15 protein-coding genes and 1 pseudogene are annotated in these 17,006 nt (G+C 54.6%); 9 read left to right on the plus strand and 7 right to left on the minus strand.

From position 1 onward, the window contains the following. Window positions 1-13: 13 nt before the first annotated feature. From JCM15764_RS22945 to JCM15764_RS29585, 4 genes and pseudogenes are all read right to left on the minus strand, one after another. Window positions 14-805: an MDR/zinc-dependent alcohol dehydrogenase-like family protein gene (locus tag JCM15764_RS22945; RefSeq protein ID WP_439645285.1), complete on the minus strand. Its 792-nt coding sequence runs from the start codon at window positions 803-805 to the stop codon at window positions 14-16. A gap of 76 nt (window positions 806-881) precedes the next feature. Further along, on the minus strand, window positions 882-2,960 hold the full coding sequence (locus tag JCM15764_RS10655; protein WP_054695435.1) for an NAD-dependent epimerase/dehydratase family protein: 2,079 nt from the start codon (window positions 2,958-2,960) through the stop codon (window positions 882-884). Then, window positions 2,957-3,634, minus strand: a complete 678-nt coding sequence (locus tag JCM15764_RS29580; protein WP_439645286.1) for an NAD-dependent epimerase/dehydratase family protein — start codon at window positions 3,632-3,634, stop codon at window positions 2,957-2,959. The genes JCM15764_RS10655 and JCM15764_RS29580 overlap by 4 nt, the downstream gene beginning before the upstream one ends. Window positions 3,635-3,690: 56 nt before the next feature. Then, a pseudogene (locus tag JCM15764_RS29585) lies at window positions 3,691-4,080 on the minus strand (SDR family NAD(P)-dependent oxidoreductase); the annotation flags it as partial. Window positions 4,081-4,361: 281 nt separating this feature from the next. Between JCM15764_RS29585 and JCM15764_RS22955 the strand changes: the two are divergent. Genes JCM15764_RS22955 through JCM15764_RS10670 form a run of 4 tightly spaced genes read left to right on the plus strand, consistent with a single transcriptional unit; the run spans window position 4,362 to window position 8,282 of the window. Continuing rightward, complete coding sequence (locus tag JCM15764_RS22955; protein ID WP_243688747.1) at window positions 4,362-4,706, plus strand: early set domain-containing protein; 345 nt, start codon at window positions 4,362-4,364, stop codon at window positions 4,704-4,706. Between the two features lie 26 nt (window positions 4,707-4,732). Next, entirely contained in the window at window positions 4,733-5,806 is a 1,074-nt protein-coding gene (locus JCM15764_RS22960; RefSeq protein ID WP_243688748.1) for an alpha-amylase family glycosyl hydrolase, read from the plus strand. After that, on the plus strand, window positions 5,761-6,249 hold the full coding sequence (locus tag JCM15764_RS22965; protein ID WP_243688749.1) for a DUF3459 domain-containing protein: 489 nt from the start codon (window positions 5,761-5,763) through the stop codon (window positions 6,247-6,249). Before JCM15764_RS22960 ends, JCM15764_RS22965 begins: the two co-directional genes overlap by 46 nt. Next, entirely contained in the window at window positions 6,246-8,282 is a 2,037-nt protein-coding gene (locus JCM15764_RS10670) for an amylo-alpha-1,6-glucosidase (protein WP_054695438.1), read from the plus strand. Before JCM15764_RS22965 ends, JCM15764_RS10670 begins: the two co-directional genes overlap by 4 nt. A gap of 86 nt (window positions 8,283-8,368) precedes the next feature. On the opposite strand, the gene JCM15764_RS10675 is transcribed toward JCM15764_RS10670, so the two are convergent. Then, window positions 8,369-8,944 carry a hypothetical protein gene (locus JCM15764_RS10675; RefSeq protein ID WP_054695441.1) on the minus strand — a complete coding sequence of 192 codons (576 nt, stop codon included), beginning with the start codon at window positions 8,942-8,944 and terminating at the stop codon, window positions 8,369-8,371. Between the two features lie 216 nt (window positions 8,945-9,160). Between JCM15764_RS10675 and JCM15764_RS10685 the strand changes: the two genes are divergently transcribed. Continuing rightward, complete coding sequence (locus JCM15764_RS10685; protein ID WP_243688750.1) at window positions 9,161-11,104, plus strand: AMP-binding protein; 1,944 nt, start codon at window positions 9,161-9,163, stop codon at window positions 11,102-11,104. Further along, window positions 11,017-11,634 (plus strand): lysophospholipid acyltransferase family protein, encoded by a 618-nt coding sequence (locus tag JCM15764_RS22970; RefSeq protein ID WP_243688751.1) that lies wholly within the window; start codon window positions 11,017-11,019, stop codon window positions 11,632-11,634. Before JCM15764_RS10685 ends, JCM15764_RS22970 begins: the two co-directional genes overlap by 88 nt. Before the next feature lie 311 nt (window positions 11,635-11,945). Here JCM15764_RS22970 and JCM15764_RS22975 read toward each other — a convergent pair whose 3' ends face one another. Continuing rightward, a complete protein-coding gene (locus tag JCM15764_RS22975; RefSeq protein WP_243688752.1) occupies window positions 11,946-12,584 on the minus strand; it encodes a DUF4145 domain-containing protein in 639 nt (212 codons plus the stop codon). 368 nt (window positions 12,585-12,952) lie between these two features. Here JCM15764_RS22975 and JCM15764_RS29590 point away from each other — a divergent pair, with 368 nt between their 5' ends. From JCM15764_RS29590 to JCM15764_RS29600, 3 genes are all read left to right on the plus strand, one after another. After that, complete coding sequence (locus tag JCM15764_RS29590) at window positions 12,953-13,369, plus strand: NAD(P)-binding domain-containing protein (protein ID WP_279384373.1); 417 nt, start codon at window positions 12,953-12,955, stop codon at window positions 13,367-13,369. Window positions 13,370-13,434: 65 nt separating this feature from the next. Continuing rightward, window positions 13,435-14,022, plus strand: coding sequence for a nucleotide sugar dehydrogenase (locus JCM15764_RS29595; RefSeq protein ID WP_279384389.1), 588 nt, complete (start codon window positions 13,435-13,437; stop codon window positions 14,020-14,022). Then, window positions 14,022-14,201 carry a UDP binding domain-containing protein gene (locus tag JCM15764_RS29600; RefSeq protein WP_279384374.1) on the plus strand — a complete coding sequence of 60 codons (180 nt, stop codon included), beginning with the start codon at window positions 14,022-14,024 and terminating at the stop codon, window positions 14,199-14,201. Before JCM15764_RS29595 ends, JCM15764_RS29600 begins: the two co-directional genes overlap by 1 nt. On the opposite strand, the gene JCM15764_RS10700 is transcribed toward JCM15764_RS29600, so the two are convergent. Continuing rightward, window positions 14,198-16,687: a transporter substrate-binding domain-containing protein gene (locus JCM15764_RS10700; protein ID WP_054695446.1), complete on the minus strand. Its 2,490-nt coding sequence runs from the start codon at window positions 16,685-16,687 to the stop codon at window positions 14,198-14,200. The genes JCM15764_RS29600 and JCM15764_RS10700 overlap by 4 nt on opposite strands. Window positions 16,688-17,006: the final 319 nt, after the last annotated feature.

Below are 17,006 nucleotides of genomic sequence, written 5' to 3' on the forward strand. Positions count from 1 at the left end.
CTGAAATCGTGGGTTACCAGATCATCGAGGCGGAACAGACCCGATTCTGCAGCCTGATGCCTTCCCTGATCCCTTCCAGATAGACCTTCCGGTCCCGTTCGTGGGCATTTACCACATCGATACCCTTCCAGTTCCACTGTTGGAGGTTGACCTGCCGGGGGCCGTCCTGATGGTATCCGGCTATGACAAGTGTGCCGCGCTCGCTGACCAGTTCTCCAGCCAAATCAAGTGGCCATTGATAGCCGGTTGCCTCGATGACCCGGTCGCAGCCCTTCCCCCCGGTAATTTTATTCAGGCGGTCGATAATCCGCTGGTGGTCATCCAGTTCCACCGTTTCCGCAGCGCCGTATTTTTTAGCCAGATCGAGGGATGTCCTTCGTCTGGTTATGGCGACCACATTGGCCCCCAGGGCGGCTGCCAGTGCCGTAAATATGATGCCGAGAAATCCGGCGCCGATGACCGCCACCGTTTGGCCGGTCCGGATCTGGCTGCGCCGGAAGACATTGAAGGCACAGCCGACCGGTTCGCCGGGGAATGCCTTTCCATCCAGGCTGGAGGGCAGCTTTACTGCCGCTTCGGCGGGAACCAGATCGTATTCGGCATAGGCCTGGGACGAAAGAAAGGTCACCCGGTCACCTTCGGCAAAACCCTTGACGCCGTGGCCGGTGGCTTCGACCGTTCCCCAACCTTCATGCCCCGGATTACCGGGTGGCGCGGGATAGGTGAACCATGGCCTTCCCTGCCACAGGGGAAGGTTGGACGGGCATACGCCGCATCCTTCGACCTGATCAAAAGATCGCCTGATCCGGGATCGGGTATGGGAATCTCGGTCAGTCCTGCCTGTCCGGGACCTGTAATGACTGCTGCCTGCATGGAATGTATCAAGTCATTGCCTCCACTGCTGCCGAGGGATAAATCGGAGGACGTGAATAACCCCTGGAGACGGTTCGCCTGCCGGTTTTCACTGAGGCCGCCAGCCAGTCGTAAAGCTTTTTCACCCCTTCTTCTACCGAATGGCGGGGTTCCCACCCGGAAACCGCCGTGAACTTTCGTATGTCTGATATGTAGTAGCGCTGATCGCCGGTTCGCCAGTTGCCAAAGCTGATGGAAGGAAGGTCGCCGTGTATTTCCTGGAGAAGCTGGAGAAGCTCAAGGAGACTTGTCGATCTTTCCGGCCCGCCGCCGATATTGAAGGCCTGTCCTTTTATCTCCGGCATCAACTGGCGGGCGAGGAGGAATGCATCCACCAGGTCTTCAACGAAAAGCAGGTCGCGGACTTGACACCCGTCGCCATAGAGACTTATGGGATTGTTGCACAGGGTCCGGATGGCGAAATGGGCAACCCAGCCCTGGTCCTCGGTGCCGAATTGATGGGGGCCATAGATGCAGCTCATGCGGAATACCGCTGCCGCAATCCCGTAGGTGTGGGCGTAATCCAGCACATATTGGTCGACGCACCCTTTGGAGCAGCCGTAAGGGCTGAGAAAATTCAGGGGAACATCTTCCCCCATACCGAAGGACTGGAGTGACCGGTCAACCGGCTCGTAGCGCTGGTTGTTCTTTTGCAGCTGCAGTCCTTCCATTGCCCCATACACCTTGTTCGTGGAAGTAAACAGCAGGGTCGGGGGTACAGGGGCCTTCCTGATGGCTTCCAGGAGGGCAAAGGCCCCGGCGGCATTCACGGCAAAGTCGGCTGCGGGATTTTCAATGCTGGTGGTAACGGCCACCTGGGCGGAAAAATGGAAGACGTTCTTCGCCTCCGACACTGCCTGCTCCAGCAGAAGGCTGTTGCGGATATCGGCGATTCTCACATCCAGCCTGTCGCCGTATTTCTCCTGCAGCCAGAAAAGATTTTTTTCCACCCCGGGCCGGGAAAGGTTGTCGTAGATGATCACCCGTTCTCCTGCAGCCAGTAGCCGGTCGGCAAGGTTGGTGCCGATAAAGCCGGCGCCGCCGGTAATAAGCACTCCCTTTTGCTTCTCTCCCAGATAGCTTGTCGTGGCTGGAAATCCCTCCGTCACCTGGCGAACGGCTGTAACGCCGCCATTCTCCAGGAGCCGGCATAAAAGTTTCGGCGTGCCGTCAGCCTTCCGCAGGCCGAAGGAGTACTCCCTTTCGTCCAGATGGAAGCGGTTGACTGCGGCAAGAGCCGGATCAAGATCATCTGCCCCGTACCAGTAGATTCTGTCGGCCGGCGCCTGAAGAAATTCGAGGAAGACCCCCATCTGCTTCAGTTCGTCATGCTGCCATGTGGAAAATCCAGCTTCCGTAACCCAGATCCGGCAACTGCTCCCCTTGCTTTCCAGTACTTCCCGCACCATGGCGATGCTTCTATCCCATCCCTTCCAGGTGTAATCGAAGATGTCGGGGAAGCCGTGGATGCCGACAATATCTATGTATTCCATGACCCCAAGTTCGAACATGCGGCAGAGCCAGTGACCATCCACGGGGCTCATGCCCCCCAGAATGGTTTTTTTGCCTCGCTGCTTCATCCAGTAGGCGGCGCCACCGATCATCTCGCCGAATTTTGTCCAGTGCGGATCAAGGGTCCAGTCCCATTCGCTCAGGTTGTTGGGCTCGTTCCACAATTCCACGTATTCATAGAACCGGCCGAAGCGGCTGGTGAACAGATCCAGGAAATCTGCATAATCCTTGTTGCACACAGGGGGAGAGGAGGTTTTCTGCTCGATGCCGATGGAAGGCGGTGTGTAGAGGAAGCAGGGAAGAACCTCCACCTCTGCTGCCAGTCGCGGCATCAACCATTCGTACCAGCTCGTTCCTGCGCTTGTATACCAGTCAGCCCATGACACACCGGTTCGCAGGCGTCCGATGCCGATTTTCTTCATAGTGGTCAGGACTTTCTCCACCCGGCTGAATTCACCGGGCCGGAACCATTCCACCAGACCCAGATGGTCGGGGAGCGTTTCCCCCCTTTTCAGATCCTTGGCCTGAAAACTCATAGGGTCAACCCCCGGGCGGATAATTCGGCATGGGCAACCGGGGCATAGTCTTCAGGGATCTGTCCCCGGAGCCATTCCGCCAGCTCCGTCAGCCCTTCCTCGAAACTTACCCGCGGCCGGTAACCAAGCAGATTCTGGGCTGCCGTGATATCGGCAAAGCAGTGCCTGATATCTCCTGCCCGATAATTGTTGGTGATTGCCGGCTTGATCTGCTCGCATTGCAGCAGCTGGGCGAGCTGCTCAAGCACTTCGAGGATGTTATGGCTCGTACCGCTGCCGACGTTGAACACCTGGCAGGATTCCTGGGGGACTTCAAGGGCAAGCCTGCAGGCCTGGACCACATCGTAGACGCTGACGAAATCCCGCTGCTGCAACCCGTCCTCAAAGATCAAGGGGCAGTTGCTGTTCAACAGCCTGGAGGCGAATATGGCAAGTACACCAGTGTAAGGATTGGACAGGGATTGCCTGGTACCGAAGACATTGAAAAATCGGAGAGCGACCACTGGAATGTGGTAGGCATTGCCGACGATGATGGACATCCTCTCCTGATCATACTTCGAAAGGGCGTAAACCGAGGCCAGACTCGGGTTTTTCGTTTCCGGGGTTGGAACCGGGACCAGGTGCTCCCCTTCATCGTTGTAAAGTTCCCATGTGCCGGTCTTGAGCTGTTCCAGGCAGCGCTGACTGCATGGTACTCATTTCCCAGGCTGTCATGGTAAAGCCCTTCACCGTATATGCTCATGCTGGATGCAACGACAACCTTTTCGACCCTGCCGCTGTGGACGATGGCTTCCATGAGCACTGCCGTGCCGTTATTGTTCACCGACGTGTAGCGCTCGATTTCATACATGCTCTGGCCGACACCGACCATTGCGGCAAGATGAAAAACCGCATCCATGCCATCCAATGCTTTTTTTACCGCATCGGGATCACGTACATCCCCTTTTATGAGCTCGATTTCACTATCCAGATATTCGGGCCTGCCGGCTGCCGGCCCATGAACCTGGGGGAGAAGGCTGTCAAGTACTCTGACACGATAACCGTGCCGGAGCAGTTCGTCCCCCAGGTGCGAACCGATAAAACCGGCCCCACCCGTTACAAGCACGCTGCCACAGGTCATAAAAAATCCTCCTTCAGATTGGCGGTTAGGGATTTTCTGCCTGCCGAAGTTTTTATACCCCCTCCAGAAGCGGGAGGGGGCGAGGGGGAGGGTGAAGCAGAAGGAAGTGATGGTAGAGTTTCACCCCCCCATTCCTGTCCCTCCACGGTGGGAGGGAACATTTGTAATGAATTGAAGGTAATTAAACAATACTAATACTAACAGTGCTGGCATTAGTGTCAAATAATTTTTTTATGGCTGGAGTGTGATAGTATTAAAATACATTTATTTGTGGAGGCCGCATGATCGGTGCCAGAAGACTGCCCATTGGAGCTGATGTCATGGCCCATGGAGGTGTCCACTTTCGCGTCTGGGCACCGAAACGGAAAACTGTGGAAGTCCTGATGGAGGGGAGTCTCGACGGAGAGCAGTGTGAAAGTTTCTCTTTCGGGCTAACCGCCGAGGCGGGCGGATATTTCTCCGGGTTCTGCCGGTCGGCATTGCTGGATGGCTCTATCGCTATCGTCTTGACAGCAGCGTTGCTTTTCCCGATCCTGCCTCGCGTTTTCAGCCTTCCGGACCCCACGGGCCGTCTTGCATCATCGATCCAAGCTTCAACTGGACCGACTCCGATTGGCGCGGCATAGGCAAAGAGGGCAACGTCATATATGAAATGCACATCGGCACTTTCACCAGGGACGGCACCTGGCATGGGGCAGCGAAAGAGCTGTCAGAGCTTGCCCAGCTAGGGATCAATGTGGTGGAGCTGATGCCGATTGCCGATTTTCCAGGCGAATTCGGCTGGGGCTACGACGGGGTAGATCTTTTTGCTCCGACCAGGCTCTACGGCCGCCCCGACGACCTGAGGACCTTCGTGGATACCGCCCACAACTGCGGAATAGGAGTAATTCTGGATGTTGTCTATAACCATCTGGGCCCTGAGGGAAACTACCTGAAGCAGTTTTCCGATCATTATTTCACCGACAGATACAGGAATGAATGGGGCGAGGCTGTCAATTTCGATGGCGATGGGGCCGGTCCGGTCAGGGAATTTTTCATGGCCAATGCTGCCTATTGGATCGACGAGTTCCACCTGGACGGTTTGCGCGTCGATGCCACCCAGCAGATCTATGATGCTTCACCCCGACATATTATTGCCTGCATCAACGAAAAGGTGCGAAAGGCAGCCGGAGAAAAATCCGTATTCCTGGTGGGGGAGAACGAGCCCCAGCAGATTAAATGTCTACAACCACCCGAGCAGGGAGGCTATGGTTTCGATGTGGTCTGGAACGATGACTTCCACCACAGTGCCCACGCTGCCGTCAGCGGATACAATGAGGCATATTACAGCGAATATCTGGGGACCTCACAGGAACTGGTATCGGCAGTGAAATATGGGTACCTGTACCAGGGCCAGCGTTATTTCTGGCAGGGCAAGCGTCGTGGCAGCTCCACCAGGGGGGTGAAGCGATCCTGTTTCGTCAACTTCATCCAGAACCATGACCAGATCGCCAACTCGGCATGGGGCTTCCGCATCCACCAGTTGACGAGCCCCGGCAGCTACAGGGCCATCACCACACTACTGCTCCTGGCGCCCAGCACGCCGATGCTCTTTCAGGGGCAGGAATTTGCCGCTTCGACCCCGTTTCTGTACTTCGCCGACCTCTGCGCAGAGGTGGCAAACATGGTGCGCAAGGGAGGGTGGAATTTCTCAGCCAGTTCACCAATGTTGCCTCCCAGGAGATAATCGACAGTCTGGACAGCCCAGCCGCCCTGAACACCTTTGAGAGATCGCGCCTCAATCTGGAGGAAAGGCAAAAGCATGGCAGAATTTACGCCCTGCACCGGGATCTCATCAGGCTTAGGCGAGAAGATGCCGTTTTCAGTGCCGGTGCATCTTCTTTCATTGACGGGGCTGTCCTTGGTGCAGAAGGTTTTGTCATTCGCTACCTGCATGGGGATGATGAAAGGCTGTTGCTGGTGAATCTCGGGAGGGAATTGAGGCTGAGGCCGGCGCCTGAACCGCTGCTTGCACCACCCCAGGGTGGCGTGTGGAAGGTGGCCTGGTCCAGCGAGAAGCCAGAGTATGGCGGCTCAGGGTATTCCGAGCCTGAGACGGAAAACTTCTGGAGAATTCTGGGCCATGCCGCAGTAGTTCTGGTTCCGGCCCCCAATGGAGGAGGATTATGAATTCAATTCGCAGGGAGATGCCTTTTACCGGGCCGAACATGACCCGCGATCAAGTGCTGCTGAAAAGGGAATGGCTGGTCACGAACGGTCTTGGCGGCTATGCTTCCGGGACGGTCAGTGGTGCACTGACCCGCCGCTATCATGGCCTGCTCGTCGCCGCCTATCCAACCCCCATGGGTCGCAACATGGTCTTCAGCAAAGTGACCGAGCGGCTCAGGTTCGAAGATGGAAGCGTGGTCATGCTGGGAGGTAATGAGAGGGGGGACGGCTCGGTGGAGCTTTTCGGTTCCGAAAACCTCTTCTCATTCGTCCTGGAAGACGGGCTGCCGGTGTGGCAATACCATATCAATGGTACTGTTATTGAGAAGAGGATATTTCTCATTCACAAGCAGAACACGGTTCATGTGAACTATCGGATGCTTGAAGGGGAGCAGCAGGTAAGGCTCAAACTGCAGCCCTCCGTTCATTTTCGACCCCATGATGCGCCGGTGAACGCCCCGGCCATAGAATCCTATGTTTTTTCGGCAGTGGAAAACCGCTACCAGATATCCTCCGGCAGAAGGTCGCCACAGCTTCGCCTGGTGCTCCACGGGCTGCACGGGACCTTTACCCTGGAAGAAAAGACCATTCCGGATATCTTTTACCGCATCGAGCACAACCGTGGCTATGAAGACGCAGGAGATCTCTGGAGTCCCGGCTATTTTGCCATCGATCTGGCCAAGGGAGAAGATGCCACCCTCATCGCTTCCACGGAAAAATGGGAAACCATCGCTGCCTTGTCCCCCAGTGAAGCCTTCAGACTGGAGAAGGAGCGCCGGCGTCTGCTTCTGGCTGCCGCCGATCCGGGGGCACGGTCAGGCTTGCCGGCCGAGCTGGTCTTTGCCGCCGACCAGTTCATTATCTCTCCAACCGGAAGAGTGGAGGATTATGTTCGTGCCAATGCCATGGGAGACGAGATTCGCACGGTCATAGCGGGCTACCACTGGTTCACCGACTGGGGCAGGGACACCATGATTTCCCTTGAGGGTCTCACCCTTTGCACCGGGCGGATCAATGAAGCGGGCTGGATTCTCAGGACCTTTTCCCACTATATCCGCGATGGCCTCATTCCAAACATGTTCCCCGAAGAAGACGGAAGGCTCTATCACACCGCCGATGCGACCCTGTGGTTCTTCCATGCCCTGGACCGTTATGTGGAAGTCACCAGGGACCGGGCGACACTGGTGTTGATCCTGCCCAAGCTGAAGGAAATAATTGACCGGCATCTGGCCGGGACACGTTTCGGTATCGGCATCGACCCGGCGGATAGCCTGCTGCGGCAGGGCGCCGAAGGTTACCAGCTGACCTGGATGGATGCAAAGGTGGCCGACTGGGTCGTTACACCGCGCCGTGGCAAAGCGGTGGAGATCAATGCCCTCTGGTACAATGCCCTGCGGCTTCTGGAGAAATGGAGCCGTGAGGAGGCCGACGAAAAGCTTGCAGCTCAGCTTGGTTCTCTCGCCGATCAGACGAGCCGCTCCTTCAACAAACGTTTCTGGTACGAGGAGGGAGGGTACCTTTATGATGTTGTGGACGGTGAACAGGGAGACGACCCGGCCTGCCGCCCCAATCAGGTATTAGCCATTGCCCTTCGTTATCCGGTGCTGGAACCATCCCGTTGGGAGAGGGTCCTGTCCGTTGTCAAAGAGCGTTTGCTGACGCCGGTCGGCTTGAGGACGCTGGCCCCGGGACATCCCGACTACAAGGAAAAGTACTTCGGCGATCTGAGATCCAGGGATGCGTCCTATCATCAGGGGACAGTCTGGCCCTGGCTTCTGGGGCCTTTCGTAGATGCCTGGCTGCGGCTGTATCCGGACGACAAGCCGGGGGCAAGGGGATTCCTGGAAGGGCTGACAGACCAGCTTAATCATAAGTGTGTCGGTAGTATCAACGAGGTGTTCGATGCGGAAGAGCCCTACTCGCCGCGGGGGTGCGTTGCACAGGCGTGGAGCGTGGCGGAGATGCTCAGATGCTGGTTGAAAACCTCCGGCTGATGAAACACCCCCATCTGCGGCGTTGCCGGAAAAAAGAAATGGCCTGCATCAGCAGGCCATTTTTCATGTGGATATGTGTAGAAAAATCAGTAGCCTTTGGTACCCATATGTCCGTGGCTCGAACTGGTGTATGAACCCATGGTTCCCATGTGACCGGATTTCCCTTTCTCCATATCGCTACTTCTTCCGCCGGTGCCTGTGCCATAGGTGCCGCCCATGGAGCCGCCGGTGCCCATTTCCGTATCCGATCCATAAGTGCCGCCAGTGGAGCCGCCGGTGCCTGCGCCGGTATACGTTCCAAATGTGCCGCCCGTTGCTCCACCAGTACCGGTGTCATAAGTATCACTGGTCGAACCACCGGTGCCGGTCTCATAAGTGTCACTGGTGGAGCCACCTGTGCCCGAACCAGTACCGTATGTATCACTTGTCGACCCACCAGAACCGCTTGTCGAACCACCGGTCGAGCCACCCATGCCGCTGCCGGTGTCGCTGCCGTAAGAACCGGTTGTCGATCCGCCAGAGCCGCTGCCGGTCATGCCGGAAGAACTGTCCGACCCGGAAGAGCTGCCCATACTGCTACCGCTGGTACTTGCGCTGAAAGCAAATCCCGATAGAGCAATCAACGCTGCAGCGGTAAAAACCAAACGTTTTACATTCTTCATCGTTGTTCCTCCTCTTTCTGTTTGTTTATGCGCACATGTAAAAGGTAGCGCAGAGCTATAGATGAAACTATATCATCCGAGTTAAGATGTTCAAATTTAAAATAATTAATTGTGGCAGCAGGGACCCCCATATTATCTTCTTGCGTTGGGTGGCGACCGCCATATACTGTCAGGAAAAAAGCGACATTTTCAGGTTGGCCGGGAAAAGGAAATTGCATGCAGACCTTGATCGATCTTTTTGAGACATTCCCCCTGAGAGGAAAGGATACCGCCTTCGTCAACAGAACCGGCGTCCGCAGGTTCATCTTCTCCTATCAGGAGTTTCACCTGCTTTCCAGAAAAATGGCCCGCCTGCTGGCTGACCGGGGTGTGGCAACCGGGGACCGTGTGCTGATTTGGGGGCCGAACTCCCCGTGGTGGGCTGTAGCATTCTGGGGAGCCATTGTCCGCGGGGCTGTAGCGGTACCCGTCGATTTCATGTCGGAAAGGGAGCGTGCTGAGACCATTGCCGGGCTTACCGAGGCCAAAGTCGTCATCCAGAGCCGCTTCAAGATCGAGCCTCTGGACCATGCATCATCCATCCTGCTGGAGGATCTGGAATACGATCTTGCCGGTCTTGAACCGTTCACTGAAATTGCCAGGCCTGCTCCCGATGACGTTGCCGAGCTTATCTACACTTCGGGTACGACAGGGAATCCGAAAGGGGTAATTCTTACCCATGGCAATCTGATGGCCAACATTATGCAAGTGAATGAGCACATCCCCGTTGTAACCTCACAATTCAACTTTCTCTCGCTGTTGCCGCTTTCCCACATGTTCGAGCAGATGGGGGGCTTCTTTACCCCGCTTTACAACGGCTCCACCATCGTCTACCTGCGGACCTTGAAGCCATCGGCCATCATGGAGGCGCTTGGGGAAGAGGATATCTATGCCATGGTCGCCGTTCCCCGGCTGCTCCAGCTATTGAAGAGCTCCATGGAACGGGAATTGGATGAGAAAGGGCTCGGTAATGTCTTCAGATTCCTGATGAAGAGGGGGGAGACGCTATCCCCGAGGGCGCGGAAGCTGCTTTTTTTTCCCATCCAGCGTAAATTCGGCCGTCACTTCAGCCTTTTCGTCTCGGGAGGGGCACCCCTCTCCCTGGACGTTTTCCTATTCTGGCAGAACTTGGGATTCAGGGTGGTGGAGGGCTACGGCCTTACGGAATGCTCGCCGGTCCTGGCCGCCAACACCATGGACAAGCAGGTGGCGGGGGCGGTGGGGAAAGCCCTTCCCGGTATCGAGATCACCATCGAGGACAATGAGATCCTCGCCAGGGGGAAGAATATCACCCCTGGCTATTACCGCAACGAGGCGGCAACGCGGGAGGCATTCACCGCCGATGGGCGGTTTCGCACCGGTGACATGGGGGAAGTCTCGGCAGACGGCTGGCTGACCATCAAGGGACGGGCCAAGGAGCTCATCGTCACCGGCGCCGGGATCAATGTCTATCCGGACGAGATCGAGGATATCTTCAACCAGACCAAGGGTGTGCGTGAATCGTGCGTCATCGGCATGGACAGGGGAGGCGGCGAGGAGGTCCATGCCGTGCTGCTTTTGGACGGCAGCAGCAGAAAGCCGGAAGAAATAGTCGCTGAGGTCAACAAACGGCTCGACTCTTTGCACCAGGTAACAGGCTTCTCCGTGTGGCCGGAAGCTGAATTTCCCAAGACTACTACGCTGAAGATCAGGAAATTCCAGGTCAAGGAAAAGCTGCAAAAAGGAGAAAAGGGGACAGGTGCGGGCACCGCGGCTGACCGGCTGATCACTTTGATCGCCCGGGTAACGGGAGCTGGTGTTGATGAGGTGAAGGAGGAATCACGCTGGTGGCCGACCTGGGGCTCACATCCATTGCCCGGCTGGAGCTGGTCAACTACCTGGAGCAGGAATTCCGCCTCGACCTGGAGGATTCCGTCATCGGCCCCGAGACACGGGTGCAGGAGCTGCGCCGCATCATCGAGAAGCGGGAGAAAATCGAGGGCAAGAACCATTTCCGCTTCTGGACCAACTCGAAACCGGTCAGGGCTCTGCGCATGTTCTGGGATGCCGTTTTCACCTATCCCCTTTTCCGCAGTATCGTCACCATTCAGGCGCGGGGCCGGGAAAAGCTCCAAGAGATAAAGGGGCCGGTCTTCTTCGTCTCCAATCACCTGAGCTATATGGACCAGCCGGCAGTCATGTTCGCCCTGCCGCGGGAGATCCGCTACAACACCGCAACCGCCGCATGGGAGGAGTTTTTCTTCCGCAATTACCACAATGCCCTGCAGTGGATCTGGAAACGGCTCACCTACGAATATGCCACCTTCTTCCACAATGTCTTTCCCTTGCCGCAGAGCAGCGGTTTCCGCAAGTCATTTCGCTTCATGGGCAGGCTTGTGGACTCCGGCCACAACATCCTCATCTTCGGAAGGGGAACGCTCCATAGACGCAGACTGCTGCCGTTCCAGCGGGGGCTGGGGATCATGGTCAAGGAACTGGACATACCAGTGGTGCCGGTGAAGATCGAGGGGATCGAGAAGGTCCTGCCCCGGGGAGCCAGCCGGCCCAAACGGGGAAGGGTGACGGTAACCTTCGGCAGCCCTCTGTACCTGAGCCGCGAGGAACCGGATAAAATTGTGGAGATGGCGCGGGGGGCGGTGGAGAGGTTGTGATGGCGGGGTGATAGCTTCTATGCTTGCCGAGTTTTCTTTTAGCCTCTCCTTTTAAGTCGTCATCTGAATGCAAGCCATACTTGGATTATAGCGGCTCCGGCCTGGACAGCAGCCAAAATCAGAGCAACATAGGTGAGTCTAGTCATAGCACTTGATGATTTATTTGTAGCATCTATAAGTCGGCGTATTGACCCATCAATAATTGGCCCAAACTGGTCAGACATGATTCTCTTCTCCTTGTTTCTTTTCTTGTTACAACGGGTGTCGTGCGCAGCGGCTGAGCGTCAGCGAAGTCCGTCTGCTGCCGGGTATTATGCACCTTCTTCGCTTTTGCCTTTTTTTGCCTTAACCATTCCTGGCATTGTAAAGGTATACATCAGGAATAATTCTGTGAAAGATAGAAGCTCGTCAGCAAATTCCTTACTCACAGGCTCTTCCTCATGTGCTGCATCATTCCCATTGTCTCTTATAATGTGAGCCCATTCTTTTAGGTCATCGGTGACTTTCCCCATCTCATGGAGTTGTTCGATTCGCTTGTAAAGATTACCACTCCCTTCTGAATTTAGTGCCTTAACAGCAACTTCAAGTACTTTTCTCGACATCATTGCTGAAGCATCGAAACTACCAGCATTGAGACTGTGAGCAGCTTGAACAAAGAATGACTGTAAATTTACAGGCAGGTACTGGGGGGCCTCTATTACCTGTGGTTGGGGATATTCTTCTAATATTTTATGTCCTGTGGACTTATCAATATCTCCTGAAAAGCTGCTCGGAGGATGTCCTGAAAGGAAAGCTATTTTTACGAAATACCCCCCATGACAGCCTCCACACCGGAATGCAGTGAGGTATTCCTGCGGCGTACGCTTGTTAGGGTCAGCATAATCTGCAAAAGTAGTGAAAGTCATGCTGCCTGAATGGCAATGCGGACAATTCCTCGTAATAGTTCCCATTTTGTTCTTCCTTTATATGATTACTTGCATATTAGGTTTTGACCAGTTAGTGTTATTTATCCCTTGTATCTACATATATGCTTTTCCCTGTTACCTCTCTTAGGCCCTTGTGGTTGGGGCCCTGCCTGCCAATCTTGAACCCGGAATTGTCGATACCACAGGTCTGCCTGCCTCGGTAAAACAACCTCCATCGGCTCGCGTCGAATCTAACAGGAAGATTTTGTCAATGCAAGTGAGTTCATTATAAATTCTGCAGGACCGGGCTTATGGACGGATGGCGGGCGGGTAGGGTATTTTTAGTCTTAGAACTTTACAATTAAAGCGGCCGTGATACCTTTATTAAATATCTCACATAAAGGTGGAGCGCCATGCAAAAGAACCGTCAGAAAATTGTTGTGATGGGGCTTGGCTATATCGGGCTTCCTACTGCTTCAATGCTCGCTACCAAAGGCCATGAAGTAATAGGGGTGGACATAAACGAGGAGGCGGTCAACACTATCAATTCGGGCAGGATTCACATCGTCGAGCCTGATCTGGACATCCTGGTTCGCTCTGCCGTCAACAGCGGCAATCTCCGGGCATCGTTGGTCCCCGAGGAGGCGGATACCTTCATTATCGCCGTGCCTACTCCCTTCAAAAACGGGGAACAGGCCCATTTGAAGATCCCCGATGTGAGTTATGTGGATGCCGCTACGCGGGCCATTGCGCCTTTTCTTCGGGAAGGAAGTCTCATCATCCTGGAATCCACGTCGCCGGTGGGGACCACCGAGCGATCGGTGAGATAATCAAGCAGCTGCGGCCGGACCTGGCACAGCATCCGGGTACCAACAACCATTCCCCCCAGGTTTTCATCGCCCATTGCCCGGAAAGGGTGCTGCCGGGACACATAATCCGCGAACTGGTGGACAATGACCGGATCATCGGCGGCGTTAACAAGGCTTCTGCCGAAAAGGCCAGAGATTTATACAACACTTTCTGCAACGGTACCATTTTCCTTACCGACAGCAAGACGGCGGAGATGTCCAAGCTGGTGGAAAATTCTTTCCGCGATGTGAACATTGCCTTTGCCAACGAACTGTCACTGATCAGCGACCGAGTTGGGGTAAACGTCTGGGATGTGATCGAACTGGCCAATCGCCATCCGCGAGTGAATATCCTCAACCCCGGACCGGGAGTGGGGGGGCACTGCATCGCCGTCGATCCCTGGTTCGTGGTTTCCGCTGCGCCGGAAGAGGCGCGGCTGATTCGTACAGCTCGGGAAGTGAACGATCACAAGCCCCATTGGGTCATGAACAAGATAAAGGCCAAGGCGGAGCGGTTCAAGGAACCGGTTATCGGCTGCCTGGGACTGTCCTTCAAGGCCAATATCGACGATCTGCGCGAGTCGCCGGCAATGGAAATCACCAAAGGGCTTATTTCAAGCGGGGTGGCAGGGTGATGGCATGTGAACCCAATGTGTGCAATGGATCGGCAGGCATGGAGCTGCATGAGTTGTCCCAGGTGCTGCGCGAGGCGGATATTTTGGTGGTTCTGGTCGACCACGACGAATTCAAAACCATAGACAAAGAACTTCTCAAGGAGAAGGTGGTTATAGATACCCGTGGAGTGTGGCGTTAATTGATGTTTTCATTTCCGTTCAATCCCCTGGAAGAAAAAACTTTATCGAGAACCCCCATGACATCTGCGGCGCGGTAAGGTTTGACCATGGCGGCGCAGAAACCGAACCTGGCGTATTCCGCCATGACCGGATCTTCTGAATAGCCGCTTGAAACGATGAGCCTGGCATCGGGATATTCATCCAGTATCAGCCGGGCTGCCTCTTTCCCACCCATGCCTCCCGGTACCGTAAGGTCCATGATGACGGCGGAATATGGCCTGCCTGATTCGTGTGCGCCCCTGTACATGGCAACTGCTTCTTTGCCGTCCGCGGCAGTGCTGACCTTGTATCCCAGTGCCCCCAGCAACTCTGTAGCCAGGTCTCTGATCATTTCTTCGTCGTCCATGATCAACAAGGAGTTGTTGCACTTTTCCGTTGCTGCCGGCATTTTCCTCTCCTCCTCATGGGCTGGGGATTCATTCCTGCTCGCCGGCAATAAGACCTGAAAAACCGTTCCCTTGCCCACTTCAGAACTGACTCCCATGTAGCCGCCATGCTTGCCGATGATGGAATGGGCTGCAGCCAAGCCCAGGCCACTGCCTCCTGCCTTGGTGGTAAAATATGGATCGAAAACTTTCTTCAGATCCTCTTCGGGAATGCCGCATCCGGTGTCGGCAAAGGTGAATCTGACGTAATTCCCCGCTGGCAGTGACAAGTTGTTGTCGTTACCCAGGCTTATATTTTCAGCCCTTACGGTAAAGGTCCCGCCTTCCCGCATTGCCTGTGCTGCGTTGATTGCTATATTGCTGAAGGCCTGTCCTATCTGACCCTCATCCACCTCCACGGGATAAAGATTTTCAGGAATATTGAAGACGCTGATCACACTGAAACCGTCGGATACCCGCGAGGCTGATGCCTTGGCGATATTGCCGGCGGAGACGGTTTTTTTCACCGGGTGGCTTCCCTTTGAGAAGGTCAGCAGCTGGATGGCCAGCTCGCTGGCCCTTTGACAGGCTTTCTCCGCAGATTTCAGGGTTGCCGTCGCCCGGTGCGATTCATCGAGGAACATCCGTGACAGTGAAATGTTGCCCATGATGCCGGTGAGGATATTGTTGAAGTCATGGGCGATGCCTCCTGCCAATATTCCCAGTGATTCCAGCTTCTGTATCTTGAGAAGTTCGTTGCGATTCTTTTCCCGTTCGGTGATATCGGTGTAGATAATCAGGATGCGGTCCTGTATCAATTGGGTATTGGCAATATTGTGGCTGACAGAGCCATTCTTGCAGGTAATCAGCGCCTCGAACGGGGGAATCACTGTCTGTTCACTCTGCGCCTTGGCAACTGCCGCCTTCCAGGTGTTGACTATTTTTTCCCTGTAGGTTTCGTCCGGGTAGGCACGGGCATACCAGGCTGCCTTGGTGGAAATCTCGTCAAGGCTATATCCGAAACGCTCGATGAAGCATTTATTTATGTAAATATTGTTGCCCAGTCTGTCACTTAGAGCCAGTCCCACCGGCATGGCATCCATGAGAGAGCGGAGGCTCTCCTCGCTGTGCTGCAACATCGTTTCATGGCCGATACGGATTTGTACTTCCTTCTGCAGGGCATCGGTTCGCTGCCTTACCATGCGCTTCAGCATCCACAGCCACAGGACGAGCGCCAGCATAACCAGCATGACCGCAATGCCGCTGATTCTGATGAAGCGCATTTCTTTCATTCCCAGAATCGGTTTACCGCGCCAGCGCTCTTCTATTTCCGAATATTCTTCCTTTGATATGCGATCAAAACCGTATTGAACGGTTTGGAGCAGCTCTTTGTTTCCCTTTTTTACTCCCCGATGAAACTGCCCGATGTACAGTGGTTTTGTCGCCCGGTATTGTTCCCAGATGCCGAATTTATAAAGATAGTAATAGGCGGGCGGTTCATCGACGGTGAAGACGTTTACCTTGTGGTCGCGGGCGGCGGTGACAATTGCCTCGTAACTGTTGAACTGGATGAGGTTGTTGATGCCGTGGGACCTGAGCACATCGATGATGTTGCCGCCCGCCTTCACCCCCACGGCAAAACCGGCAAGATCCTGGATGTCTCTTATTCCGGAGATATCTGAACGAAAGAAAATGGGAACCGGTATGCTGGCATAGGGCTTGGTAAAGTCGTAGAGCTTGTCCCTTTTTTCGTTGCGGAACATGGTGTCAATGACGTCGAATTCGCCGTCGGCCATCAGCCTTTGGGCATCGGCCCAGTCCGTGGCGCTGATCTCGGCCCGAATACCGGTTTTCTTCTCCCAGAGGCGCCACTGATCGATGATGATGCCCTTGATCTTGCCATCCCTGTCCCTGAAAACGAATGGGGGATAATTGTCGTCCATGACGACGCGGATAGATCGCTGAAGGGATAGGCCTGGATCTGCTGCAAATGAAGGCGCGGCAATGGCAATAACCATCATGAGCAACAGCACAAGGTGGTATTTCTTGAATTGCTTACAAGAAACTGCAGTGTCTATCACGAAAGGCTCCAGGCTTTGCAATCACATAAACGCTATCTCCACGATTTTGCGTGAGTTTACCAAATTTTGAAACCAATTCAAGCCTTGCATGTGAAGCGGAAGGTCAATGGAAGAGTATTTAGTTAAATAAATATAATTTAGTGGTGGGTCAATTGCCATTGCATTGAAAAAACAAAAACATAAAATAGAAATCAAAATTCACCAATGACTGCGTTCTGCTGTAAATGCCCTTGGGAAAAGCTTGATCCTGGGATCTCAATCTGAATAATTTTGTGCTCCTGTAGAGATTCCTTTGTACTTAAACAATTCATACGGAGTT

Origin of the sequence: Geotalea toluenoxydans JCM 15764 (assembly GCF_001311985.1) — a bacterium.
GTDB classification, from domain to species: domain Bacteria; phylum Desulfobacterota; class Desulfuromonadia; order Geobacterales; family Geobacteraceae; genus Geotalea; species Geotalea toluenoxydans.